The organism is Burkholderia ubonensis subsp. mesacidophila, from assembly GCF_002097715.1.
Lineage (GTDB): Bacteria > Pseudomonadota > Gammaproteobacteria > Burkholderiales > Burkholderiaceae > Burkholderia > Burkholderia mesacidophila.
This window is the reverse complement of sequence record NZ_CP020737.1, coordinates 548,524-571,964: the sequence shown is the minus strand read 5'-3', so window position 1 is coordinate 571,964 and position 23,441 is coordinate 548,524. Positions and strand designations below refer to the sequence as shown.

The 23,441-nt window shown below is 66.2% G+C and carries 21 protein-coding genes, 2 tRNA genes and 1 rRNA gene; 14 read left to right on the top strand and 10 right to left on the bottom strand.

Translation table 11 applies throughout. The features are described 5' to 3' along the window. Positions 1 to 295 precede the first annotated feature (295 nt). The 4 genes from B7P44_RS02735 to B7P44_RS02715 all read right to left on the bottom strand — a co-directional run bounded on the left by B7P44_RS02735 (position 296) and on the right by B7P44_RS02715 (position 3,435). Positions 296 to 371 (bottom strand) — tRNA-Ala (locus B7P44_RS02735). Between the two features lie 37 nt (positions 372 to 408). Further along, positions 409 to 485: transfer RNA gene (locus B7P44_RS02730), tRNA-Ile, on the bottom strand. A 63-nt stretch (positions 486 to 548) separates the two neighbouring features. Then, positions 549 to 2,081: ribosomal RNA gene (locus tag B7P44_RS02725) — 16S ribosomal RNA — on the bottom strand. A 577-nt stretch (positions 2,082 to 2,658) separates the two neighbouring features. After that, a complete protein-coding gene (locus B7P44_RS02715; protein WP_084900394.1) occupies positions 2,659 to 3,435 on the bottom strand; it encodes an enoyl-CoA hydratase in 777 nt (258 codons plus the stop codon). 129 nt (positions 3,436 to 3,564) lie between these two features. On the opposite strand from B7P44_RS02715, the gene paaN reads away from it, so the two are divergent. The 5 genes from paaN to paaK all read left to right on the top strand — a co-directional run bounded on the left by paaN (position 3,565) and on the right by paaK (position 9,195). Beyond that, complete coding sequence (gene paaN / locus B7P44_RS02710; protein WP_084900391.1) at positions 3,565 to 5,271, top strand: phenylacetic acid degradation protein PaaN; 1,707 nt, start codon at positions 3,565 to 3,567, stop codon at positions 5,269 to 5,271. Positions 5,272 to 5,363: 92 nt separating this feature from the next. Next, complete coding sequence (gene pcaF / locus B7P44_RS02705) at positions 5,364 to 6,566, top strand: 3-oxoadipyl-CoA thiolase (RefSeq protein ID WP_084900388.1); 1,203 nt, start codon at positions 5,364 to 5,366, stop codon at positions 6,564 to 6,566. Between the two features lie 45 nt (positions 6,567 to 6,611). Continuing rightward, positions 6,612 to 7,403 carry a 2-(1,2-epoxy-1,2-dihydrophenyl)acetyl-CoA isomerase PaaG gene (gene paaG / locus B7P44_RS02700; RefSeq protein ID WP_084900386.1) on the top strand — a complete coding sequence of 264 codons (792 nt, stop codon included), beginning with the start codon at positions 6,612 to 6,614 and terminating at the stop codon, positions 7,401 to 7,403. Between the two features lies 1 nt (position 7,404). Further along, a complete protein-coding gene (paaI, locus tag B7P44_RS02695; protein ID WP_084900383.1) occupies positions 7,405 to 7,857 on the top strand; it encodes a hydroxyphenylacetyl-CoA thioesterase PaaI in 453 nt (150 codons plus the stop codon). 39 nt (positions 7,858 to 7,896) lie between these two features. After that, positions 7,897 to 9,195 carry a phenylacetate--CoA ligase PaaK gene (gene paaK, locus B7P44_RS02690; RefSeq protein WP_084900380.1) on the top strand — a complete coding sequence of 433 codons (1,299 nt, stop codon included), beginning with the start codon at positions 7,897 to 7,899 and terminating at the stop codon, positions 9,193 to 9,195. 115 nt (positions 9,196 to 9,310) lie between these two features. Here paaK and mltA read toward each other — a convergent pair whose 3' ends face one another. After that, complete coding sequence (gene mltA, locus B7P44_RS02685; RefSeq protein WP_231716646.1) at positions 9,311 to 10,435, bottom strand: murein transglycosylase A; 1,125 nt, start codon at positions 10,433 to 10,435, stop codon at positions 9,311 to 9,313. Positions 10,436 to 10,463: 28 nt separating this feature from the next. Here mltA and B7P44_RS37430 point away from each other — a divergent pair, with 28 nt between their 5' ends. Next, positions 10,464 to 10,607 carry a hypothetical protein gene (locus tag B7P44_RS37430; protein ID WP_010092802.1) on the top strand — a complete coding sequence of 48 codons (144 nt, stop codon included), beginning with the start codon at positions 10,464 to 10,466 and terminating at the stop codon, positions 10,605 to 10,607. 20 nt (positions 10,608 to 10,627) lie between these two features. Here the strand turns inward: B7P44_RS37430 and apaG are convergent, their stop codons facing one another. Then, positions 10,628 to 11,002: a Co2+/Mg2+ efflux facilitator ApaG/CorD gene (gene apaG / locus B7P44_RS02680; RefSeq protein WP_017333705.1), complete on the bottom strand. Its 375-nt coding sequence runs from the start codon at positions 11,000 to 11,002 to the stop codon at positions 10,628 to 10,630. A gap of 171 nt (positions 11,003 to 11,173) precedes the next feature. Here apaG and rpe point away from each other — a divergent pair, with 171 nt between their 5' ends. The 8 genes from rpe (at position 11,174) to B7P44_RS02635 (ending at position 18,447) form a co-directional block, all read left to right on the top strand. Next, positions 11,174 to 11,860 carry a ribulose-phosphate 3-epimerase gene (gene rpe, locus B7P44_RS02670; protein WP_084900374.1) on the top strand — a complete coding sequence of 229 codons (687 nt, stop codon included), beginning with the start codon at positions 11,174 to 11,176 and terminating at the stop codon, positions 11,858 to 11,860. Between the two features lie 61 nt (positions 11,861 to 11,921). Then, on the top strand, positions 11,922 to 12,641 hold the full coding sequence (locus B7P44_RS02665; protein WP_084900371.1) for a phosphoglycolate phosphatase: 720 nt from the start codon (positions 11,922 to 11,924) through the stop codon (positions 12,639 to 12,641). Positions 12,642 to 13,003: 362 nt separating this feature from the next. Further along, a complete protein-coding gene (gene trpE / locus B7P44_RS02660) occupies positions 13,004 to 14,497 on the top strand; it encodes an anthranilate synthase component I (RefSeq protein ID WP_084900368.1) in 1,494 nt (497 codons plus the stop codon). Between the two features lie 13 nt (positions 14,498 to 14,510). Then, positions 14,511 to 15,101, top strand: a complete 591-nt coding sequence (locus B7P44_RS02655; RefSeq protein WP_084900366.1) for an aminodeoxychorismate/anthranilate synthase component II — start codon at positions 14,511 to 14,513, stop codon at positions 15,099 to 15,101. Between the two features lie 13 nt (positions 15,102 to 15,114). Beyond that, complete coding sequence (trpD, locus tag B7P44_RS02650; protein ID WP_059612173.1) at positions 15,115 to 16,146, top strand: anthranilate phosphoribosyltransferase; 1,032 nt, start codon at positions 15,115 to 15,117, stop codon at positions 16,144 to 16,146. 37 nt (positions 16,147 to 16,183) lie between these two features. Further along, positions 16,184 to 16,969: an indole-3-glycerol phosphate synthase TrpC gene (trpC, locus tag B7P44_RS02645; RefSeq protein ID WP_084900363.1), complete on the top strand. Its 786-nt coding sequence runs from the start codon at positions 16,184 to 16,186 to the stop codon at positions 16,967 to 16,969. Continuing rightward, positions 16,969 to 17,595 carry a CYTH domain-containing protein gene (locus tag B7P44_RS02640; RefSeq protein ID WP_084900360.1) on the top strand — a complete coding sequence of 209 codons (627 nt, stop codon included), beginning with the start codon at positions 16,969 to 16,971 and terminating at the stop codon, positions 17,593 to 17,595. The genes trpC and B7P44_RS02640 overlap by 1 nt, the downstream gene beginning before the upstream one ends. A 6-nt stretch (positions 17,596 to 17,601) precedes the next feature. Then, positions 17,602 to 18,447, top strand: coding sequence for a uracil-DNA glycosylase (locus B7P44_RS02635; RefSeq protein WP_084900357.1), 846 nt, complete (start codon positions 17,602 to 17,604; stop codon positions 18,445 to 18,447). Between the two features lie 123 nt (positions 18,448 to 18,570). Here B7P44_RS02635 and B7P44_RS02630 read toward each other — a convergent pair whose 3' ends face one another. From B7P44_RS02630 to B7P44_RS02615, 4 genes are all read right to left on the bottom strand, one after another. Then, positions 18,571 to 19,167: an FMN-dependent NADH-azoreductase gene (locus B7P44_RS02630; protein WP_084900354.1), complete on the bottom strand. Its 597-nt coding sequence runs from the start codon at positions 19,165 to 19,167 to the stop codon at positions 18,571 to 18,573. 148 nt (positions 19,168 to 19,315) lie between these two features. Beyond that, positions 19,316 to 21,121 (bottom strand): M61 family metallopeptidase, encoded by a 1,806-nt coding sequence (locus B7P44_RS02625; protein ID WP_084900351.1) that lies wholly within the window; start codon positions 21,119 to 21,121, stop codon positions 19,316 to 19,318. Between the two features lie 106 nt (positions 21,122 to 21,227). Continuing rightward, entirely contained in the window at positions 21,228 to 21,956 is a 729-nt protein-coding gene (locus B7P44_RS02620; RefSeq protein ID WP_084900348.1) for a DsbC family protein, read from the bottom strand. 90 nt (positions 21,957 to 22,046) lie between these two features. Beyond that, complete coding sequence (locus B7P44_RS02615) at positions 22,047 to 23,225, bottom strand: UbiH/UbiF family hydroxylase (protein WP_084900345.1); 1,179 nt, start codon at positions 23,223 to 23,225, stop codon at positions 22,047 to 22,049. Positions 23,226 to 23,441 lie beyond the last annotated feature (216 nt).

The following is a 23,441-nucleotide window of genomic DNA, read 5'->3' as shown; positions in this document are numbered from 1 at the left end:
GGTTGAGTTCTCGCGTTGTGCCGTATTCCAATTGATGTCGGTCCAGCGTTAGCGCTTTAGCGCTTACGCTGGCCCCACTCCCGAAGGGAGTAGACCCGAATCATCTTGAGATACATCGATACAATCACAACCCGGATAGTTTCCACGTCCATCTCAAAGACGCTTCCGCTATCCAAATTACTTACTTCTTCCAGATTGTTAAAGAACGACAGCCGATATGGTGTTACTCATATCACTCTGACTGGCTCAATCGCCAATGCAAAATACTCAAAGCTGAATACTTGGCGTTGGCGATTGGTGGAGGCAGACGGGATCGAACCGACGACCCCCTGCTTGCAAAGCAGGTGCTCTCCCAGCTGAGCTATGCCCCCATGTACAGAGACTTCCCCAGGTTTCCACGTCAGACAATGGTGGGTCTGGTTGGATTCGAACCAACGACCCCCGCCTTATCAAGACGGTGCTCTAACCGACTGAGCTACAGACCCCTGAGTCTGTCTTGATTTACAGCCGATAAGCGTGAGCGCTCAACTTGTGCGAGATAGCTCTAGAAAGGAGGTGATCCAGCCGCACCTTCCGATACGGCTACCTTGTTACGACTTCACCCCAGTCATGAATCCTACCGTGGTGACCGTCCTCCTTGCGGTTAGACTAGCCACTTCTGGTAAAACCCACTCCCATGGTGTGACGGGCGGTGTGTACAAGACCCGGGAACGTATTCACCGCGGCATGCTGATCCGCGATTACTAGCGATTCCAGCTTCATGCACTCGAGTTGCAGAGTGCAATCCGGACTACGATCGGTTTTCTGGGATTAGCTCCCCCTCGCGGGTTGGCGACCCTCTGTTCCGACCATTGTATGACGTGTGAAGCCCTACCCATAAGGGCCATGAGGACTTGACGTCATCCCCACCTTCCTCCGGTTTGTCACCGGCAGTCTCCTTAGAGTGCTCTTGCGTAGCAACTAAGGACAAGGGTTGCGCTCGTTGCGGGACTTAACCCAACATCTCACGACACGAGCTGACGACAGCCATGCAGCACCTGTGCGCCGGTTCTCTTTCGAGCACTCCCGAATCTCTTCGGGATTCCGACCATGTCAAGGGTAGGTAAGGTTTTTCGCGTTGCATCGAATTAATCCACATCATCCACCGCTTGTGCGGGTCCCCGTCAATTCCTTTGAGTTTTAATCTTGCGACCGTACTCCCCAGGCGGTCAACTTCACGCGTTAGCTACGTTACTAAGGAAATGAATCCCCAACAACTAGTTGACATCGTTTAGGGCGTGGACTACCAGGGTATCTAATCCTGTTTGCTCCCCACGCTTTCGTGCATGAGCGTCAGTATTGGCCCAGGGGGCTGCCTTCGCCATCGGTATTCCTCCACATCTCTACGCATTTCACTGCTACACGTGGAATTCTACCCCCCTCTGCCATACTCTAGCCTGCCAGTCACCAATGCAGTTCCCAGGTTGAGCCCGGGGATTTCACATCGGTCTTAGCAAACCGCCTGCGCACGCTTTACGCCCAGTAATTCCGATTAACGCTCGCACCCTACGTATTACCGCGGCTGCTGGCACGTAGTTAGCCGGTGCTTATTCTTCCGGTACCGTCATCCCCCGACCATATTAGGATCAAGGATTTCTTTCCGGACAAAAGTGCTTTACAACCCGAAGGCCTTCTTCACACACGCGGCATTGCTGGATCAGGGTTTCCCCCATTGTCCAAAATTCCCCACTGCTGCCTCCCGTAGGAGTCTGGGCCGTGTCTCAGTCCCAGTGTGGCTGGTCGTCCTCTCAGACCAGCTACTGATCGTCGCCTTGGTAGGCCTTTACCCCACCAACTAGCTAATCAGCCATCGGCCAACCCTATAGCGCGAGGCCCGAAGGTCCCCCGCTTTCATCCGTAGATCGTATGCGGTATTAATCCGGCTTTCGCCGGGCTATCCCCCACTACAGGACATGTTCCGATGTATTACTCACCCGTTCGCCACTCGCCACCAGGTGCAAGCACCCGTGCTGCCGTTCGACTTGCATGTGTAAGGCATGCCGCCAGCGTTCAATCTGAGCCAGGATCAAACTCTTCAGTTCAAACCTGTTACTGTTTTCGGTTCCGTAGAACCGGTCGCTCACTCAAAGCTGACAGGAATATGAATTGCTTCATAAACCTGACTTACTTTAGTGTGAGACTCTTGATACTTTTGCTAATCCGATCCAAGGATCGGCTCGCTGTCATCAAGCGCCCACACTTATCGGCTGTTAATTTTTAAAGAGCATTTCTGCGAGAAGTACCGCTTTCTCGGCAGCGCTGCGTTGTCAGCAGCAGAGAAACGAGATTATGAACTCTGTTTCGCAGTTCGTCAACAACTTTTTTTACTACATCGTTGCGACTGCGGGGTTCATCTTCCTCGGCGACCCCGGCGCCTGAACCCAGACACCCGAACCGCTTCGCTTCCCCTCTTCCGCGCCGCGTTGCCGTTAGCGCGAAAGAGGCGTGATTCTAGGCACGTCCTACGTTCCGCGCAAGGGGTTTCGTGAAATAAATTCAAAAGCCCCCGTGCGCTGCCGCGCACGGGGGCTTGGATGGTGGTGAATCAGGGGCTACCGCTACGGCTGACGCATGATCGACTCAGCGCACGCTCCACCCCGAATCCCCTATCACCGCTCGTCAGCGGTGCTTGAACACCGGCTTCCGCTTTTCGACGAACGCCGCCATCCCTTCCTTCTGGTCTTCCGTCGCGAACATCGAGTGGAACAGCCGGCGCTCGAAATGCACGCCCTCGGCCAGCGTGGTCTCATATGCGCGGTTCACCGACTCCTTGACCATCATGACCGCCGGCAATGAATACTCGGCGATCGTCGTCGCAGCCTCGATGGCCTCGTCCAGCAGCTTGTCCGCCGGCAGCACGCGGGACACCAGCCCCGCCCGCTCGGCTTCAGCCGCATCCATGAAACGCGCAGTCAGGCACATATCCATCGCCTTGGCCTTCGACACCGCGCGCGGCAAACGCTGCGTGCCACCCGCACCCGGCATGACGCCGAGCTTGATTTCGGGCTGGCCGAACTTCGCCGTGTCCGCCGCGAAGATGATGTCGCACATCATCGCCAGCTCGCAGCCGCCGCCCAACGCAAACCCTGCAACCGCAGCAATGACCGGCTTGCGGATCTGACGGATGACTTCCCAGTTCCGCGTGATGTAGTCGCCCTTGTAAACATCCATATAGGAATAGGTCGCCATCATGCCGATGTCCGCCCCCGCCGCGAACGCCTTCTCGCTGCCCGTCACGACGATCGCGCCGATGCCGTCATCGGCATCGAACGCCTTGAGCGCCGCCCCCAGTTCATCCATCAGCGCGTCGTTCAGCGCATTCAGCGCCTTCGGCCGGTTCAGCGTAATGAGGCCGACGCGGCCTCGGGTCTCCACCAGGATGTTCTCGTAAGCCATCTATTTCTCCTCGATCAATGAAATGAGAAACGCCTCGCACATGCGAATAGATTGATGCTAACATTCTCCGACCAACCGGTCGGTTAATTAATCGATCCAATTCCCCTTAACGTTCATCAGGCTGCCGCCATGACCCACGCACTGTTCACGAAGCACGAAGACACGTTGAAGCACGCACTCGCCGCCATCGAGAGCCGCGGCTACTGGAGCCCGTTCGTCGAAATGCCCAGTCCCAAAGTGTACGGGGAAAGCGCCAACGCCGACGGCGAAGCGGCATTCAAGTCGCACCTCGACAAGACCTTCGCGCTCGATCAGCCCGCGGCCGGCGAAACGGTCGGCGCCGAGCGGTCGCCGTACGGCATCGGGCTGGGCGTGCGGTACCCGAAATCGACGCCCGATGCACTGATCGCCGCGGCGGCGGTGGCCCAGCCCGCGTGGCGCAAGGCCGGCCCGACCGCATGGATCGGCGTCTGCATGGAAATCCTCGCGCGCCTGAATCGCGCCAGCTTCGAGATCGCATACAGTGTGATGCACACCACCGGCCAGGCGTTCATGATGGCGTTCCAGGCCGGCGGCCCGCACGCACAAGACCGCGCGCTCGAGGCCGTCGCGTACGCATGGGACGAACTGCGCCGCATCCCGGCCGATGCGCACTGGGAAAAGCCGCAAGGCAAGAACCCGCCGCTCGCGATGCACAAGCGCTACACGATCGTGCCGCGTGGCACCGGGCTCGTGCTCGGCTGCTGCACGTTCCCGACCTGGAACGGCTACCCGGGCCTCTTCGCCGATCTGGCGACGGGCAATACCGTGATCGTCAAGCCTCATCCGGGCGCAATCCTGCCCCTCGCGATCACCGTCCGGATCGCACGCGACGTGCTGCGCGAAGCAGGATTCGACCCGAACGTCGTCACGCTGCTCGCGACCGAGCCGAACGACGGCGCCCTCGTGCAGGACCTCGCGCTCCGCCCGGAAATCAAGCTGATCGACTTCACCGGCAGCACGCAGAACGGCACGTGGCTCGAACGGCATGCCCATCAAGCCCAGGTCTATACGGAGAAGGCCGGCGTCAACCAGATCGTGATCGACTCGGTGGACGACCTGAAGGCCGCGGCCAAGAACATCGCCTTCTCGCTGTCGCTGTACTCCGGCCAGATGTGCACGGCGCCGCAGAACATCTACGTGCCGCGCGGCGGCATCCGGACCGCCGACGGGCACGCGAGCTTCGACGAAGTCGCGCAGGCGATCGCCGTCGCGGTGCAGAAGCTGACCGGCGACCCGGCGCGCTCGGTCGAATTGATCGGCGCGATCCAGAACGATGGCGTCACGGCGCGAATCGACGACGCACGCAAGCTCGGCCGCGTGCTCGCGGACAGCCTGGCGCTGCAGCACCCCGCCTTCCCCGACGCACGCGTTCGCACCCCGCTCGTGCTCCAGCTCGACGCCGCCGACCGCGAGAAATTCACGCGGGAATGGTTCGGGCCGATCTCGTTCGTGATCGCGACCGACTCGACGGCCCAGTCGCTCGATCTCGCCGGCGCGATCGCTGCGGAACACGGCGCGCTCACGCTCTCCGCCTACAGCACGGACGACGCCGTGATCGACGCGGCGCACGATGCGGCGGTGCGCGGCGGCGTCGCACTGTCCATCAACCTGACGGGAGGCGTGTTCGTCAACCAGTCCGCCGCGTTCTCGGACTTCCACGGCACGGGTGCGAACCCGGCCGCCAATGCGGCGCTTGCGGACTCGGCATTCGTCGCCAACCGATTCCGCGTGGTGCAGAGCCGTGTCCATGTTGCGCCGAAGGCCGCGCCTGCGGAAGCCGGCCAAACGGCATAACCCGTACGGCCGACGTGCAAACGTCGCGCCGTCCTCTACCATGAACGAATCCGCCGCCCGGCGCGGCGGGCTCGCTTTCCACCGATACGCCCATGACTGACGCCTACATCTGCGATGCGATTCGCACCCCCATCGGCCGCTACGGCGGCACCTTGAAAGATGTCCGTGCCGACGATCTCGGCGCGGTGCCGATCCGCGCGCTGATCGAGCGCAACCGCGAGGTCGACTGGTCGGCGATCGACGACGTGATCTACGGCTGCGCGAACCAGGCAGGCGAGGACAACCGCAACGTCGCCCGCATGTCCGCGCTGCTCGCGGGCCTGCCGACCGCCGTGCCGGGCACGACGATCAACCGCCTGTGCGGCTCAGGGATGGACGCGGTCGGCTCCGCCGCACGCGCGATCAAGTCCGGGGAAGCGCGGCTGATGATCGCGGGCGGCGTCGAGAGCATGACCCGCGCGCCGTTCGTGATGGGCAAGTCCGCGACCGCGTTCGCGCGCCAGGCCGACATCTTCGACACGACGATCGGCTGGCGCTTCATCAATCCGCTGATGAAACAGCAATACGGTGTCGACTCGATGCCGGAAACGGCCGAAAACGTCGCGACCGACTACGGCATCAGCCGCGCCGACCAGGACCTGTTCGCGCTGCGCAGCCAGCAAAAGGCCGCGCGCGCGCAGCAGGACGGCACGCTGGCGGAGGAGATCGTCGCGGTGACGATCCCGCAGAAAAAGGGCGACCCGCTCGTCGTGTCGCGCGACGAGCATCCGCGCGAGACGTCGCTGGAAGCGCTGGCGAAGCTCAAGGGCGTCGTGCGCCCGGACGGCACGGTCACGGCCGGCAACGCGTCGGGCGTCAACGACGGCGCAGCGGCGCTGCTGCTCGCCAACGCCGAAGCGGCCGACCAGTACGGGCTGCGCCGCCGCGCGCGCGTCGTCGGCATGGCGACCGCCGGCGTCGCGCCGCGCGTAATGGGCATCGGCCCGGCGCCGGCCGTGCAAAAACTGCTGCGTCACCTCGGCATGACGATCGACCAGTTCGACGTGATCGAGCTGAACGAGGCGTTCGCGTCGCAGGGGCTCGCGGTGCTGCGGACGCTGGGCGTCGCGGACGACGATCCGCGCGTGAACCCGAACGGCGGCGCGATCGCGCTCGGCCATCCGCTCGGCGCATCCGGCGCACGGCTCGTCACGACGGCGCTTTACCAGCTCGAGCGCACCGGCGGTCGTTTCGCGCTCTGCACGATGTGCATCGGCGTCGGGCAAGGCATCGCGCTCGCGATCGAGCGGATGTAACCGAAGCGCGACGCGCCTATAACGGAGTCATCAAGGAGACACTGCATGTCATATCAGGCGATCCAGCTGGATATCGATCAGGCCACCCGCGTGGCGACGATCACGCTCAACCGTCCGGACAAGCTGAACAGCTTTACGCGGGCGATGCATCGCGAACTGCAGTCGGCACTTGGTGACGTCGAATCCGGCGGAGCGCGCGCACTGATCCTGACGGGCGCGGGGCGCGGCTTCTGCGCCGGCCAGGACCTCGCCGATCTCGATTTCACGCCCGGTGCGTCGACCGATCTCGGCGCATTGATCGACGAGCATTTCAATCCGCTGGTCCGGCGTCTGCAGCGCCTGCCGATACCGGTGATCGCCGCCGTCAACGGCACGGCCGCCGGCGCGGGCGCCAATCTCGCGCTCGCGTGCGATCTCGTGCTGGCCGCGCGCTCGAGCAGTTTCATCCAGGCTTTCGTCAAGATCGGGCTCGTGCCGGACTCCGGCGGCACCTGGTTCCTGCCGCAGCGTGTCGGCATGGCGCGCGCGCTCGGACTCGCGCTGACCGGCGACAAGCTGAGCGCCGAACAGGCAGAGCAATGGGGCCTGATCTGGCGCACCGTCGACGACGATGCCCTCGTCGCGACCGCCCGCCAGCTCGCCGCCCAACTCGCCCAGCAACCGACGCTCGCGATCGCTTCGGTCAAGCAGGCGCTGCGCGAAAGCATCACGCATACGCTCGATCAGCAGCTCGACCTGGAACGCGACCTGCAGCGCAAGCTGGGCCAGTCGCACGACTACGCGGAAGGCGTGAAGGCATTCATCGAGAAGCGCGCGCCACGCTTCGAGGGGCGCTGACATGAACGGCTCCACCGAAACCCGCAGCCCCGACGCGCTCGCACGGGCCACTGCGCAGGCAATGTACGAGGCGGACGCGTGCAGCCGCGCACTGGGCATGGAGCTCGCCGAAGTGCGTCCCGGCTATGCGCGCATGCGCATGCCGGTGCGGGCCGACTTCCTGAACGGCCATCAGATCTGTCACGGCGGGCTCATCTTCACGCTCGCCGATTCGACGTTCGCGTTCGCCTGCAATTCGTACAACCTCAACACGGTCGCGTCCGGCTGCTCGATCGAATTCCTGCGCCCGGTGCACGGCGGCGACATACTGACCGCCGAGGCAGTCGAGCAGACGCGCAACGGCCGCTACGGCATCTACGACATCCGCGTCACGAATCAGGCTGGCGAAACGGTTGCGATGTTCCGCGGCAAGTCAGCCCAGATCAAGGGCACGGTCATTCCGGACGACCGCTGACGCAACGGCCCGCACATATAACAAGCACTGGAGACACGCATGACTACCCCGCTACCGCTCGAGCCGATCGAGACCGCGACTCGCGACGAGCTGACCGCGCTGCAGCTCGAGCGCCTCAAATGGTCGCTCCGGCATGCCTATCTGCATTCCCCGGTCTATCGGCGCAAGTTCGACGAAGCGGGCGTGCATCCGGACGACCTGAACTCGCTGGCCGACCTGGCCCGCTTCCCGTTCACCACCAAGAGCGACCTGCGTGACAGCTATCCGTTCGGCATGTTCGCCGTGCCGCAGGACCAGATCTCACGCATCCATGCGTCGTCGGGCACGACCGGCAAGCCGACAGTCGTCGGCTACACGGCGCGCGACATCGACACCTGGGCCAATCTGGTCGCCCGTTCGATCCGCGCCGCCGGCGCGCGCCGGGGCGACAAGGTGCACATCAGCTACGGCTACGGACTGTTCACGGGCGGGCTCGGCGCGCATTACGGCGCGGAGCGCGCCGGGCTGACCGTGATTCCGTTCGGCGGCGGCCAGACCGAGAAGCAGGTGCAACTGATCCAGGATTTCCGTCCGGACATCATCATGGTGACGCCGAGCTACATGCTGTCGATCGCCGACGAGTTCGAGCGGCAGGGCGTCGATCCCGCGCAAAGCTCGCTGCGCATCGGCATCTTCGGCGCAGAGCCGTGGACCAACGACATGCGCGCAGCGATCGAGCGCCGCATGGGCATCGACGCGGTCGACATCTACGGGCTGTCCGAAGTGATCGGCCCGGGAGTCGCCTCCGAATGCGTCGAGACCAAGGACGGCCCGACGATCTGGGAAGACCATTTCTACCCGGAAGTCATCGATCCGGAAACGGGCGAGGTGCTGCCCGACGGCGAACTGGGCGAGCTCGTGTTCACGTCGCTGACGAAGGAAGCACTGCCGATCATCCGCTACCGGACCCGCGACCTGACGCGCCTGCTGCCCGGCACCGCGCGCACGATGCGCCGGATGGAAAAGATCACCGGCCGCTCGGACGACATGATGATCGTGCGCGGCGTCAACGTGTTCCCGACGCAGATCGAGGAACAGCTGCTCCGGCAGCGCGCGCTCGCGCCGCACTACCAGATCGTGCTGACGAAGGAGGGCCCGCTCGACGTGCTGACGCTGAACGTCGAGCCCTGCCCCGAGACCGCGCCGGACACGGCGACGATCGACGCGGCGAAGCAGGCGCTCGCGCACGACATCAAATCGCTGATCGGCGTGACCGCGGTGATCAACGTGCTGCCGATCAACGGCATCGAGCGCTCGGTCGGCAAGGCGCGCCGGGTCGTCGACAAGCGCAAGGGTTGACGCGGGCGTCGCCCGCCAATGCAAAAAGCCCGATCGTGTGTCGAACACGATCGGGCTTTGTCAACCGGCCCGGTGCGTCAGGCGACTTCAGCAAGACGCCTGCCCGCCGCGTGCATCACGAGTTCGGGAACAAGAGCCACATCCTGCCGATCTGCTTCATCCGCCCCGCCTGGTCGCCGGCATTGTCGCCGAGCCCCCAGAAGTAGTCGGCCCGCACACCACCCTTGATCGCGCTGCCCGTATCCTGCGCGAACACGAGGCGATTCATCGGCGTGTTGGTCAACGGACGCGTCGTCTGCAGGAACACCGGCGTGCCGAGCGGAATCGCCGACGGATCGACCGCGATCGAACGCTCGGGCGTCAGCGGCACGCCGAGCGCGCCGACCGGACCGTCCGCGCCGCCATGCGGCGCGTCTTCCTTCGACGGCATCTCGCGGAAGAACACGAAACGCGGATTCGTGTCGAGCAACGCGTCGACGCGGGTCGGGTTCGCCTTCGCCCACGCCTTGATGCCCTGCATCGTCGCCTGGGCCGCCGTCAGCTCGCCGCGGTCGATCAGCCACTTGCCGATCGAGCGGTACGGCTGGTTGTTGGTGCCGCCGTAACCGACCCGCATCACCGAGCCGTCGTCGAGCAGGACACGCCCGGAGCCCTGCACCTGCAGGAAGAACGCCTCGATCGGATCGTCGACCCACACCAGCTCGTTGCCGTTCAGGATGCCTGCGCGCTCGAGCTGCGCCCGCGCCGGCAGCGCGGCGCCCGCGCGATAGCCGGCCGGCCAGCGGTAGAGCGCGGTCTGATAAGGCCCGCGCCGCACGCGCGAGCCGCGCAGCAGCGGCTCGTAATAGCCGGTGACGAGGCCGTCGAGCGTGCCGTCGCTGTTCGCGAACTGGAACGGCGTGAAATACGTTTCGAAGAACGCGCGCGCGCTGCTGACGTCGAGCTCGTCGAGCCGCTCGGCCGCCGCGCACGCGCGCTGCCACGCGGCCTGGCGCGCCAGCCGCGCGCAGTTCTGCCGCAGCGCGACCGTCGCGCCGATCAGCGAGTCATCCTGCCAGCCCGGCACCTGCTGCCAAGCGACCGGCGTCAGCCGCGTGGCGGCGACCTGCCCCGGCACGATCGCCGCGCCGGTCGGCGGCTTCAGGGAAGACGTCCGTGTCGGCGCGCCGCCGCACGCTGCAAGCAGCGCCGCCGTCGCGACCGCCGCCGCCCAGCCCGCTAACCGGGGCCCAAACCACATACAATGTTCGTTCTTGATGGAAACCGCCATGTCAGATCTTCTCGACCAATATCCGATGCTCATCTTCGCGCTGGAAGCCTTCCTCGCGCTCGCCTTGCTGATCTTCATCGTCGCGTGGACAGCCTCGGGCCGGAAGAAGCACGCCCGCAACAACGACCGCCCGTCCCGCTGAGCGCACCGCGCCGTGCGCGCTCAGTGAAGCGTGCGCGGCATGTGCAGCGCGAACTCGTCGATCGGCGCGTCGAAGCGCTCGCCGTCCTCGGCAACGCAGAAGTACGAACCGCGCATCGTGCCGACCGGCGTCGCGATCACGGCCCAGCTCGTGTATTCGAACTGCTCGCCCGGCTGCAGCAGCGGCTGGTGGCCGACGACGCCCAGCCCCTTCACTTCCTGCACGTGGCTCTCGCTGTCCGTGATGATCCAGTGACGCGCGATCAGCTGCGCCGCGACCTGCCCGCTGTTGCGGATCGTCAGCGTGTACGCGAATGCGTATTGACGGCGTTCGGGGTCGGATTGTTCCGGCAAGTAGCTGGTTTTCACCGTCACGGTGAACTGATACTGACTCATGGTGATTCCACTGGGTAGTGACCGGCCCGCGCCAGCATCGTGCGACGCGGGGCCGCGGACGCGCCGCTTTGGTTCGGCATTCTGCTTCATGCAGCAGCGGCCCGCAACCGCGCGCGCCGCCGCCCGGCGGTAGAATGGCGGTTTTGCGCCGCACCGTCCCCGCTCTCTGCCATGACCCAATTCCGCATCGCTCCCAGCATCCTGTCGGCCGACTTCGCACGGCTCGGCGAAGAAGTCCGCAACGTGGTCGCCGCCGGCGCCGACTGGATCCACTTCGACGTAATGGACAACCATTACGTCCCGAACCTGACGATCGGCCCGCTCGTCTGCGAGGCGATCCGTCCGCACGTGCAGGTGCCGATCGACGTGCACCTGATGGTGCGCCCGGTCGACCGGATCGTGCCCGATTTCGCGAAAGCGGGCGCGAACCTGATCAGCTTCCACCCGGAAGGCTCCGATCACATCGACCGCACGCTGTCGCTGATCCGCGATCACGGCTGCAAGGCCGGCCTCGTGTTCAACCCGGCGACGCCGCTGAACTATCTCGACTACGTGATGGACCGTCTCGACTTCGTGCTGCTGATGTCGGTGAACCCGGGCTTCGGCGGCCAGTCGTTCATTCCGGAAACGCTGAACAAGCTGCGCGAGACGCGCGCGCGCATCGACGCCTACACGGAGCGCACCGGCCGCGAGATTCTGCTCGAGGTCGACGGCGGCGTGAAGACCGACAACATCGCGGAAATCGCGGCGGCCGGCGCGGATACCTTCGTCGCGGGCTCGGCGATCTTCGGCAAGCCCGACTATCGCAAGGTGATCGACGAGATGCGCAGCCAGCTCGCAACGGTCGCGCGGAGCTGACGGCGTGAGCGAATCGAACCTGCCTGAAGCGAAAGCGGCTGCGCCTACGCCGGCCGCGCCTATGCCGGCCGCGCCGATCCGCTTCACCGCGCCGCGCATCGACGCGGCGCTGATCGACCTCGACGGCACGATGGTCGATACCGCCGACGATTTCACCGTCGGCCTGAACCACATGCTGGCGAAGCTCGATGCGCCGGCGACGTCGCGCGACGAGGTGATCGGCTACGTCGGCAAGGGCTCCGAGCATCTGATCCAGAGCGTGCTGAAGCCGCGCTTTTCCGCGGACGAAGCGCACGCGCGCTTTAACGACGCGCTCGCGATCTACCAGGCCGAATACGCAAAGATCAACGGCCGCCACACGTGCCTCTACCCGGACGTCGCGGCCGGTCTCGACGCGCTGCGCGCCGACGGCATCAAGCTCGCGTGCGTGACCAACAAGCCGCACCGCTTCGCGATCGAACTGCTCGAGCAATACGGGCTGATCGACCGCTTCGACATCGTACTCGGCGGCGACAGCGTGCCACGCAAGAAACCCGACCCGCTGCCGATGCTGACCGCGTGCGATGCGCTCGGCGTCGCGCCGGGTGTCGCGGTGGCGATCGGCGACTCGGAAAACGACGCGCTCGCGGGCCGCGCGGCGGGCATGGCGACGCTGACGGTGCCGTACGGCTACAACCATGGCAAGGCTATACAAACGATAAATTCGGATGGTATAGTCGGCTCGTTGCTGGTCGCAGCTCGCGCGATCGCCGCGCACAACGCCGGCCGGCCAACCGTCTGATCTAATTCTTCCATCCGCATGTTTCTGAACAAAAAACGGAGTCTGAGCAGCATCGACCGGGGAGCCTGGCCCTGGCGTCGCTGGTCGCGCTAACCTCTTCGATGAGGTGCGCTGAAGCACGTCTTCAGCGCCGTTTTTTTGTCTCGCTGCGCATCCGCACGCCGATCGCCGCACCACCTCGAGTCCTACCGCACCCGAACGCTTGCGTTCAGGGACGGTCGCAGGCTCGCGACGTTCGCGCTCCGGAATCCGCCCGCCGGCACCAGGCACACCACGATCGACCGCCGTTCCGCCGACAGCAGCCGCGCAGCATCACGTGATCCCCGGCGCATCCCGCCGCTCGTCCAGAACAGGACCGGAACATGACCGAACTCGAATTCCAATCGCTCGCGAACGAAGGCTACAACCGCATTCCGCTGATCGCGGAGGCCCTGGCCGATCTCGAAACGCCGCTGTCCCTCTACCTGAAGCTGGCGCAGCCCGAACGCACCGGCGCCAACTCGTTCCTGCTCGAATCGGTGGTCGGCGGCGAACGCTTCGGCCGCTACTCGTTCATCGGCCTGCCGGCGCGCACCCTCGTGCGTACCCGCAACGGCGTGTCCGAGGTGGTGCGCGACGGCCAGGTCGTCGAGACGCACGACGGCGATCCGTTCGAGTTCATCGCCGCGTTCCAGGCGCGCTTCAAGGTCGCGCAGCGTCCTGGCCTGCCGCGCTTCTGCGGCGGTCTCGCCGGCTACTTCGGCTACGACGCGGTGCGCTACATCGAGAAGAAGCTCGCGCACACCGCGCCGCGCGACGATCTCGGCCTGCCCGACATCCAGCTGTTGCTGACGGAGGAAGTCGCCGTCATCGACAACCTGGCCGGCAAGCTGTACCTGATCATCTACGCCGATCCGGGCCAGCCGGAGGCGTACACGAAGGCGAAGCAGCGCCTGCGCGAGCTGAAGCAACGGCTGCGCGCGACCGTGCAGCCGCCCGTCACGTCGGCGAGCGTGCGCACCGAAACGTTCCGCGAGTTCAAGAAGGAAGACTATCTGGCCGCCGTGCGCCAGGCGAAGGAATACATCGCGGCCGGCGAGCTGATGCAGATCCAGGTCGGCCAGCGCCTGACGAAGCCGTATCGCGACAACCCGCTGTCGCTGTACCGCGCGCTGCGCTCGTTGAATCCGTCGCCGTACATGTATTACTACAACTTCGGCGATTTCCACGTGGTCGGCGCGTCGCCGGAAATCCTCGTGCGCCAGGAGAAGCGCGGCGACGACCAGATCGTCACGATCCGCCCGCTCGCCGGCACGCGCCCGCGCGGCAACACGCCGGAACGCGACGCGGAGCTCGCGACCGAACTGCTCAACGATCCGAAGGAGATTGCCGAGCATGTGATGCTGATCGACCTCGCGCGCAACGACGTGGGCCGCATCGCGGAAATCGGCTCGGTCCAGGTGACCGACAAGATGGTGATCGAGAAGTACTCGCACGTGCAGCACATCGTCAGCTCGGTCGAAGGCAAGCTGAAGCCCGGCATGACGAACTACGACGTGCTGCGCGCGACGTTCCCGGCCGGCACGCTGTCGGGCGCGCCGAAGGTGCGCGCGATGGAGCTGATCGACGAGCTCGAGCCGGTCAAGCGCGGGCTGTACGGCGGCGCCGTCGGCTACCTGTCGTTCTCGGGCGAGATGGACCTCGCGATCGCGATCCGCACCGGCCTGATCCACAACGGCAACCTGTATGTGCAAGCGGCGGCCGGCGTCGTCGCGGATTCGGTGCCCGAATCCGAATGGCAAGAGACCGAGAACAAGGCGCGCGCGGTGCTGCGTGCGGCCGAACAGGTCCAAGACGGCCTCGACAGCGACTTCTGACCGGAGACTGACCATGCTGCTCATGATCGACAACTACGACTCGTTCACCTACAACCTGGTCCAGTACTTCGGCGAACTGGGCGAGGACGTGCGCACCTATCGCAACGACGAAATCACGCTCGACGAGATCGCGCGCCTGAATCCCGCCGCGATCTGCCTGTCGCCCGGACCGAGCAATCCGCAGCACGCAGGCATCACGCTCGACGTGCTGCGCGAATTCGCGGGCAAGAAGCCGATCCTCGGCGTGTGCCTCGGCCACCAGGCGATCGGCGAAGCGTTCGGCGGCCGCGTCGTGCGCGCGAAGACCATCATGCACGGCAAGGTGAGCCGGATCGAAACCGACTGCCGCGGCGTGTTCGCGGACCTGCCGAAGCACTTCGACGTCACGCGCTACCACTCGCTCGCGATCGAGCGCGAATCGCTGCCGGACTGCCTCGAGGTCTCGGCGTGGACCGACGACGGCGAGATCATGGGCGTGCGCCACAAGACGCTGCCGATCGAAGGCGTGCAGTTCCATCCGGAATCGATCCTGTCCGAGCACGGCCATGCGCTGCTCGAGAACTTCCTGAAAGACGCGCGCGCAGCGGCCGCGCACACCGCCTGACCGGAGCCTCACGATGACGATCACCCCTCAGGAGGCGCTCCAGCGCACGATCGAGCACCGCGAGATCTTCCACGACGAAATGCTGCACCTGATGCGGCTCATCATGCGCGGCGACATGTCGCCGGTGATGGCTGCCGCGATCATCACCGGCCTGCGCGTGAAGAAGGAAACGATCGGCGAAATCACCGCCGCCGCGACCGTGATGCGCGAATTCGCGAACCACGTGCAGGTGGCGGACAACTCGAATTTCGTCGACATCGTCGGCACCGGCGGCGACGGCTCGCATACGTTCAACATCTCGACCGCGACGATGTTCGTCACGGCCGCGGCCGGCGCGAAGGTGGCGAAGCACGGCAACCGCGGCGTGTCGAGCAAGTCCGGCAGCGCCGACGTGCTCGAGGCGCTCGGCGTCAACATCGACCTGCAGCCGGACCAGGTGGCCGCGTCGATCGCCGAGACCGGGATGGGCTTCATGTTCGCGCCGAACCACCATCCGGCGATGAAGAACATCGCAGCGGTGCGCCGCGAGCTCGGCGTGCGGACGATCTTCAACATCCTCGGCCCGCTGACCAATCCGGCCGGCGCGCCGAACCAGCTGATGGGCGTGTTCCACCCTGACCTCGTCGGCATCCAGGTGCGCGTGATGCAGCGTCTCGGCGCGCAGCACGTGCTCGTCGTGTACGGCAAGGACGGGATGGACGAGGTGTCGCTCGGCGCCGCGACGCTCGTCGGCGAGCTGCGCGACGGCGAGGTGCACGAGTACGAGATCCATCCGGAGGACTTCGGCCTGCAGATGGTGTCGAACCGCTCGCTGAAGGTGGAAAATGCCGACGAATCGCGCGTGATGCTGCTCGGCGCGCTCGACAACCAGCCGGGCGTCGCGCGCGAGATCGTCACGTTGAATGCGGGCACCGCGCTGTATGCGGCGAACGTCGCCGCGTCGATCGCCGACGGCATCCAGCTTGCCCGCGAGGCAATCGCGAGCGGCAAGGCGCGCGCGAAGGTCGACGAGCTGGTGCGCTTCACGCAGCAGTTCAAGCGCTGACCCGCCCTTTCGAACCCGAATCAAGCACGAGACTCCCATGAGCGACATTCTCGAACGAATCATTGCCGTCAAGCGCGAAGAGGTCGCGGCGGCCATGCGCAGCACGCCGCTCGAAGCGCTGAAGCTGGACGCGTCCGCGCGCGACCTGCGCGACTTCGTCGGCGCGCTGCGCGCGAAGCATGCGGCCGGCCAACCCGCCGTGATCGCCGAAATCAAGAAGGCCAGCCCGTCGAAGGGCGTGCTGCGCGAGCACTTCGTGCCGGCCGACATCGCGCGGTCGTACGCGACGCATGGCGCCGCTTGCCTGTCGGTGCTGACCGACGAGCAGTTCTTCCAGGGCGGCGTCCGCTATCTGGAGGAGGCGCGCGCGGCCTGCACGCTGCCGGTGCTGCGCAAGGACTTCATCGTCGATGCGTACCAGATCCTCGAAGCGCGCGCGATGGGCGCCGACGCGATCCTGCTGATCGCCGCCGCGCTCGACACGCCGCTGATGCAGGACCTGGAGGCGTACGCGCACTCGCTCGGTCTCGCGGTGCTGGTCGAAGTGCACGACCGCGACGAGATGGAGCAGGCGCTGACGCTCAAGACGCCGCTCCTCGGCATCAACAACCGCAACCTGCGCACGTTCGAGACGTCGATCCAGACCTCGCTCGACATGCTCGACATGATCCCGCCGGACCGCATCGCCGTGACCGAGTCGGGCATCCTGTCGCGCACCGACGTCGATACGATGCGCGCGGCGAACGTGAACACGTTCCTCGTCGGCGAGGCGTTCATGCGCGCCGAGCACCCGGGCGAAGCGCTCGCGCGGATGTTCTTCTGATGGCGATCGAAAAGGAAATCAAGCTCGCGCTGCCGGCCGGACAGGCCGCAGCCGCGCAGCAGTTCTTCGCGACGCTGACCGGCGAGCCCGGGCGCGAGATCGCGCTCGCGAACGTCTATTACGACACGCCGGATCTCGCGCTCGCCCGCTCGAAGAGCGCGGTGCGGGTGCGCCGCGCGCCGCACGGCTGGCTGCAGACGTTCAAGACGGTCGGCACCGCCGAAGGCGGGCTGCATCGGCGTCACGAGTGGGAGCTGCCGGTGGCCGGCGACGCGCTCGAGATCGACGCGCTCGTCGCCGCGTGCGACGTGGCTGAAGCCGCCGACGCGCTGCGCGGCGCGGCGCCCGCGCTGCACGCGCTGTTCCGCACCGATTTCACGCGCACGCTGTGGCGCGTCGCGATCGGCGGCGCGACCGTCGAAGCGGCGGTGGATCTCGGCGAGATCGTCGTTCAGGCGGAAAGCGAAACGCGCCATGAACCGATCAGCGAAATCGAACTCGAACTGATCGACGGCCCGGAGTCGGCGCTCGCGACGCTCGCCGCCGAGTTGCAGCAGGCGCTGCCCGGCCTCGCCCCCGACAACATCAGCAAGGCGCAGCGCGGCTACCGGCTGCGCGCGCAATAATCACGCATGGCAACCCGTAAGACTTCCCGCACGCCGCAGCAGGCGTCGCTGTTCGACGATCTCGTCACCGATACCCCCGCAACTCCGGTGGCGGTCGCCGCCTCGCCCGCGCCAGCCGCGACGCCGGGCGACATCCAGCATCTCGCCGCCCAATTCGACGCGCTGCCCGACGCATGGCGCGGGGTCCTCGCGCCGTTCGTCGCCAGCGACGCCTATGACCCGCTGTGCCGCTTCGTCGACAGCGAACGCGCGGCCGGCAAGACCGTCTATCCGACCGACGTATTCCGCGCGCTGCGGCTCACGAGCCCGGACGACGTGAAGGTCGTGATCCTCGGCCAGGACCCGTATCACGGCGACGACCGCGGCACGCCGCAGGCGCACGGCCTCGCGTTCTCGGTGCCGCCGGCGGTCAAGCCGCCGCCGTCGCTGCGCAACATCTTCAAGGAAATCGCCGCGAACTTCGGCCACGACACGCCGCGTCACGGCTGTCTCGACTCGTGGGCGCGCCAGGGCGTGCTGCTGCTCAACACCGTGCTGACGGTCGAGCGCGGCGCGGCGGCAAGCCACGCGAAACGCGGCTGGGAGCAATGCACGGACACGCTGATCCACGAGCTGGCGAACCGCCATCGCGGGCTGGTGTTCATGCTGTGGGGCGCGCACGCGCAGGCCAAGCGCGCGCTGTTCGACGCGGACGCGCATTGCGTGCTCGAGGCGCCGCATCCGTCGCCGCTGTCCGCGCACCGCGGCTTCCTCGGCTGCCGCCATTTCGCGCTCGCGAACGATTACCTCGCGGCGCACGATCGCGCGCCGATCGACTGGCGCCTGCCGGACGAGGCCAAGACGTTCGCGTAACGCCGCCGCGTTTCCGGTTGTTTCCGGCCCCATGCAAAAACGCCGCGCACCTTTGGGTACGCGGCGTTTTTTATCGTCCGGGCGGACGGACGCATCGCGCCCGTCGCAACCGGCCAACCCGCATTACGCGGCGGCGATCGCTTCGCGTGCGCTGGCGAGCGCCGCGCTCTGCGCATCCGGCCCCAGGTTCAGGCCTTCCGCGTGAATGAAGTTCACGTCGGTCATGCCCAGGAAGCCGAGGAACGTGCGCAGGAACGGGGTTTGGCTGTCGTTCGGCGTACCGAGGTACTTGCCGCCGCGCGCCGTCACCACGTGCACCTTCTTGCCCTTGATCAGGCCTTCCGGGCCGTTCTCGGTGTAACGGAACGTGACGCCGGCGCGCGCGATCCAGTCGAAGTAAGTCTTCAGTTGCGACGAGATGCCGAAGTTGTACATCGGCGCGCCGATCACGATGACGTCTGCCGCTTGCAGCTCGGCGATCAGCGCATCGCTCTTCGCGACGATCGCATTCTGTTCCGCGCTGCGCTGGTCGGCCGGCGTGAAGAACGCGCCGAGCACGGATTCGTCGAGATGCGGCAGCGCATCGGCCAGCAGGTCGCGGACCACGACCTTCGCGCCGGGGTTCGATTGTTGCAGCTTTGCCGTCAGTTCATTGGCCAGCAGCGTGGACTGCGCGCCTTGCGTACGGGCGGCGGAATTGATTTGCAGAATGGTCGTCATGTCGGGCTCCAGTGGGTTTGCGCTTGTGCAGCGCGAGTGACGCCATTGTGCGCGGCACCCCCATCCCGAAAAAGCCGGTTCAGGGCGACGGATTGTTGCAGCAGCAGAACAATGCTTGATCGCGCCCTGATTGCCGGAGCCCGCCCGCTCAGCCTTTCAGCCAGGCTTCCTGCGCGGTGCGCTGCGCCGCCGCAGGCTTCGTGGCGGCGGCGAGCTTGTAGCGCGCGACCTCGGGGCCGTCGAGCTTCAGCTTCGCGATGCGCAGCTCGTCGCGACGGAACGCGTGGATCTCGACCTTGTCGCCCGGCCGGTAGCGCGCGAGCAGCACATCGAGATTCGTGCCGGTCACGCGCAGCCCGTCGAGCGCGATCAGCGTGTCACCGGCCGACAGCCCCGCGCGGTGCGCGGCGCCGCCCTCGTAGACCGCTGCCAGCGTGCAATCCGCGCCGCCGCGCAGCCGCGCGCCGATCGTCGGCTTCGCCTGTGCGCCATTCACGCCGAGATCCGGTTCGAGCGTCACGCCGAACGGCGCGAGCAGGTCGGCGAGCGGCAGGTCGCGCGTGCCGTGCACCGCATCGGCGTACAGGCGGCCGAGCGCGACGCCGGTCGCTGCCTCGATCAGCGCCTCGACTTCATCCTCGCCGACGCCGGCCTGCTTGCCGTTATAGAAGTCGCGGCCGTAGCGCTGCCATAGCAGCCGCATCACGTCGTCGAGCGACTTGCGGTGGCGAGTCTGCGCGCGAATCGCGAGATCGAACGCGAGCGCGACGAGCGAGCCCTTCGTGTAGTAGCTGACGATCGCATTCGTCGCGTTCTCGTCCTGCCGGTAGTACTTGATCCACGTGTCGAACGAGCTGTCGGCGACGCTCTGCTTCAGGCGGCCGGTGCCGCGCTGCACGCCGCCGATCGTGCGGCCGAGCGTCGCGAAGTATTCGGGCTGCGACATCAGCCCGCTGCGCACCAGCATCAGGTCGTCGTAATACGACGTGAAGCCTTCGAACAGCCACAGCAGCGACGTGTAGTTTTCCTGCGCGAGGTCGTACGGCACGAACGCCGCCGGCTTGATGCGCTTCACGTTCCACGTGTGGAAGTACTCGTGACTGCACAGGCCGAGATATGTGCGATAGCCTTCCGACGCTTCCGGGCGGCCCTTCACCGGCAGATCGGTGCGATTGCAGATCAGCGCGGTCGACGCGCGATGCTCGAGACCGCCGTAGCCGTCGCTGACCGCGAGCGTCATGAACACGTAGCGGTCCATCGGCGCTTTCTTCGACTTCGGCTCGAACAGCGCGATCTGCGCTTCGCACACGCGCTTCAGGTCGGCGCGCAGCCGGTCCATGTCGAGCTGCGTCACGCGCCCCGCGACCACGATGTCGTGCGGCACGCCGTGCGCGTCGAACGTCGCGAGCGCGAATTCGCCGATCGTCACCGGATGGTCGATGAGCTCGTCATAGTTCGAGGCGCGATACGCGCCGAACGCGTAGCGCTTCGTGCCGCGCGCCTCCGGCAGCGCGGTCGCGACGCGCCACGTGCGGAACGCCGCGCCCGCGGGCTTCGCGATCTCCACTTCGCACGGTGCGTCCTCGCGGCCGACGGCGCTCAGGAACACCGCCGTGCCGTTGAAGAAGCCGCCTGTATCGTCGAGATACGCGGAGCGCACCGACAGGTCCCACGCGTAGACGTCGTAGCGCAGCGTCAGCGCGCCCTTCACCGGCGCGGCCTGCCAGCTGCGCTTGTCGGCTTTCGCGATGCGCACCTTGCGGCCCGCCTCGTTGAACGCCTGCAGCGTCACGATGTTGCGCGCGAACTCGCGCACGAGGTAGCTGCCCGGAATCCACACCGGCAGTGAGAACCGCTGCCCTTCGGGGTCGGGATCGGTGACCGTCACCGACACCTCGAACAGGTGCGCGGCGGGATCTTTCGGGGCAATCGAATAGCGGATCGGCGTTTTCATCGTCGGAATCGGTCGGGGAGGCGGCGTCAGAAACGACGAGAGGCGCCGGGCAGAAACCCCGTGCGCCCCTCGCCGGCCGGGCCTCGCGGCCCGGCGCATCAATCGGTTACTTGTTCGAAGCGAGCGCCTGATTCAGCTGCTCGGCGGACACGGCGCCCGGCAGGCGGCGGCCGTCCGGCAGGAAGATCGTCGGCGTGCCGGTGACGTTCATCCCGCGGCCGAGCGCGAGATTCTTGTCGAGCGCGCTCGTGTCGCAGCTCGCGGCGTTCGCCGGCGGGCGGTGGTCGAGCATCCAGCCCTCCCACGTCTTCGCGCGGTCGGTCGCGCACCAGATCGCCTTCGACTTCGCGGTCGAATCCGGCGACAGCACCGGATACAGGAACGTGTAGACCGTCACGTTGTCGACCGACTGCAGCGTCGTCTCGAGCTTCTTGCAGTACGGGCAGTTCGGATCGGAGAACACGGCGATCTTGCGCGCGCCGTTGCCCTTCACGACCTTGATCGCATTGGCGAACGGCAGGCTCGCGAAATCGATCTTGTTGATTTCGGCGAGGCGCGCTTCGGTCAGGTTCTTGCGCGACTTCGCGTCGACGAGATCGCCGAGCAACAAGTAGTCGCCGGACGCGTCGCTGTAGATGATCTGCGAGCCGAGGTTCACTTCATACAGGCCGGCTACCGGCGATTTCGCCACGCTCTTGATCGGCGCGTCGCTGCCGAGACGGGACTGCAGCGTCGCTTTCAGCTTGTCGGTGGTCTGGTCGGCCTGCGCGGTGCAGCCCAGCGTCGCCGCGGCGACGGCCAGCGCCAGCGAGGCGATGCGGATCGTTTTTTTCATCGAGGTCTTCCTTCAGCTCATTCGGAGTGCACGGCACAGTGTACGCCGTAACGGAACCGACTCCGACCCGGGAACGGTACGAAGGTTCGCTCAGCCGAGCGCGGCCGACACGAGCCAGCGCTTGACGAGCGGCTGCGCGCCGACGAACGCCATGCCCGCGTTGCGCACCGCCTTCGCGAACGGGCCGGGCGCCGCGAACAGCCGCTGCAGGCCGTCGGTCGCGATCATCAGCGCGCGGATGTCCTCGCGGCGCGACCGCTCGTAGCGGCGCAGCAGCACGGTATCGCCGAGGTTGCGGAAGCTCTCCTTGCTCGCGATCGCATCGGCGAGCGCGGCGACGTCGCGCAGCCCGAGGTTCATCCCCTGGCCCGCGAGCGGGTGGATCAGGTGTGCGGCGTCGCCGACCAGCGCGACGCGCGGCGCGATCAGCTTGTCGACGGTCTGCAGCGCGAGCGGGAAGCCGGCCGCCGGCGTCACGCATTCGAGCGTGCCGGCCTGCCCGTGCGAGACCCGCTCGACTTCGGCCGCGAGCTGCGCGGGATCGAGCGTCAGCAACTGGTCCGCATGCGCGGTGTGCGCCGACCAGACGAGCGACACGTGGCCGTCCGGCAGCGGCAGCAGCGCGACGATCTCGCCGTCGCGGAACCACTGGCGGGCCGTTTCACGGTGCGGCAGCGACGCCTTGAAGTTCGCGACGACGCCGGTCTGCCGGTAGTCGCGCCGCTCCACCTTGGCCCCTATTTGCGAACGCACCCACGAATGCGCGCCGTCCGCGCCGACGACCAGGTCGGCTTCGAGCACCTGCCCTGACGACAGCGTGAGCACGGCCGCGTCGTCGCGCACGTCGAAACCCTGCGCGCGCGCGTCGAACCACGTCAGGTTCGGCTGGAACCGCAGCGCGGCGTCGAGCGAGGTCTCGATCAGCGACGATTCGACGATCCACGCGAGCTGCGGCACCGACGCCTGGTACGCGGAGAAATGGAGTTCGGCGTGCGCGTCGCCGTAGACGCGCATGTCGTAGACGGGCGCAAGCCGGCTGTGATCGAGCGCCTGCCAGACGCGCAGCCGTTCGAGCAGCGCCTGCGAGCTGGACGACAGCGCGTAGATGCGCGTGTCGAAGGCAAGATCGGCGGGGCGCGGCGTCGCCGGCTGGGCGAGCAACGCGGTCTTGTAGCCGGACTGGGTCAGCGCGAGCGCGGCCGTCTTGCCGACGAGCCCGCCGCCGACCACGGCGACGTCGAAGGTGTGGTGGGCAGTCATGGCGGGCATTATAGCCGCGGGGCCAAACCCTTATGCGGCCGGACTTTGCGGGAAATCAGGGGAATCGCAGGATAGCGGCGCCATACACGGCCCAGCGGCGCCGTCCGTTCGGCCGGCGCCCGGAAACCCGCGCGGCGGCACGGTACAATAGCGCCTTTGAACGCCGGCCCGTCGCGCAGTGCGACGGCCCGCCCCCTTGTCCCGCGCCGCCGCGCCCCGCCCGGC

Coding starts and splice junctions, on each gene's coding strand:
- B7P44_RS02715 (WP_084900394.1), bottom strand. CDS start 3,435: ATGGCTTACGAGAACATCCTGGTGGAGACCCGAGGCCGCGTCGGCCTC.
- paaN (WP_084900391.1), top strand. CDS start 3,565: ATGACCCACGCACTGTTCACGAAGCACGAAGACACGTTGAAGCACGCA.
- pcaF (WP_084900388.1), top strand. CDS start 5,364: ATGACTGACGCCTACATCTGCGATGCGATTCGCACCCCCATCGGCCGC.
- paaG (WP_084900386.1), top strand. CDS start 6,612: ATGTCATATCAGGCGATCCAGCTGGATATCGATCAGGCCACCCGCGTG.
- paaI (WP_084900383.1), top strand. CDS start 7,405: ATGAACGGCTCCACCGAAACCCGCAGCCCCGACGCGCTCGCACGGGCC.
- paaK (WP_084900380.1), top strand. CDS start 7,897: ATGACTACCCCGCTACCGCTCGAGCCGATCGAGACCGCGACTCGCGAC.
- mltA (WP_231716646.1), bottom strand. CDS start 10,435: ATGTGGTTTGGGCCCCGGTTAGCGGGCTGGGCGGCGGCGGTCGCGACG.
- B7P44_RS37430 (WP_010092802.1), top strand. CDS start 10,464: ATGTCAGATCTTCTCGACCAATATCCGATGCTCATCTTCGCGCTGGAA.
- apaG (WP_017333705.1), bottom strand. CDS start 11,002: ATGAGTCAGTATCAGTTCACCGTGACGGTGAAAACCAGCTACTTGCCG.
- rpe (WP_084900374.1), top strand. CDS start 11,174: ATGACCCAATTCCGCATCGCTCCCAGCATCCTGTCGGCCGACTTCGCA.
- B7P44_RS02665 (WP_084900371.1), top strand. CDS start 11,922: ATGCCGGCCGCGCCGATCCGCTTCACCGCGCCGCGCATCGACGCGGCG.
- trpE (WP_084900368.1), top strand. CDS start 13,004: ATGACCGAACTCGAATTCCAATCGCTCGCGAACGAAGGCTACAACCGC.
- B7P44_RS02655 (WP_084900366.1), top strand. CDS start 14,511: ATGCTGCTCATGATCGACAACTACGACTCGTTCACCTACAACCTGGTC.
- trpD (WP_059612173.1), top strand. CDS start 15,115: ATGACGATCACCCCTCAGGAGGCGCTCCAGCGCACGATCGAGCACCGC.
- trpC (WP_084900363.1), top strand. CDS start 16,184: ATGAGCGACATTCTCGAACGAATCATTGCCGTCAAGCGCGAAGAGGTC.
- B7P44_RS02640 (WP_084900360.1), top strand. CDS start 16,969: ATGGCGATCGAAAAGGAAATCAAGCTCGCGCTGCCGGCCGGACAGGCC.
- B7P44_RS02635 (WP_084900357.1), top strand. CDS start 17,602: ATGGCAACCCGTAAGACTTCCCGCACGCCGCAGCAGGCGTCGCTGTTC.
- B7P44_RS02630 (WP_084900354.1), bottom strand. CDS start 19,167: ATGACGACCATTCTGCAAATCAATTCCGCCGCCCGTACGCAAGGCGCG.
- B7P44_RS02625 (WP_084900351.1), bottom strand. CDS start 21,121: ATGAAAACGCCGATCCGCTATTCGATTGCCCCGAAAGATCCCGCCGCG.
- B7P44_RS02620 (WP_084900348.1), bottom strand. CDS start 21,956: ATGAAAAAAACGATCCGCATCGCCTCGCTGGCGCTGGCCGTCGCCGCG.
- B7P44_RS02615 (WP_084900345.1), bottom strand. CDS start 23,225: ATGCCCGCCATGACTGCCCACCACACCTTCGACGTCGCCGTGGTCGGC.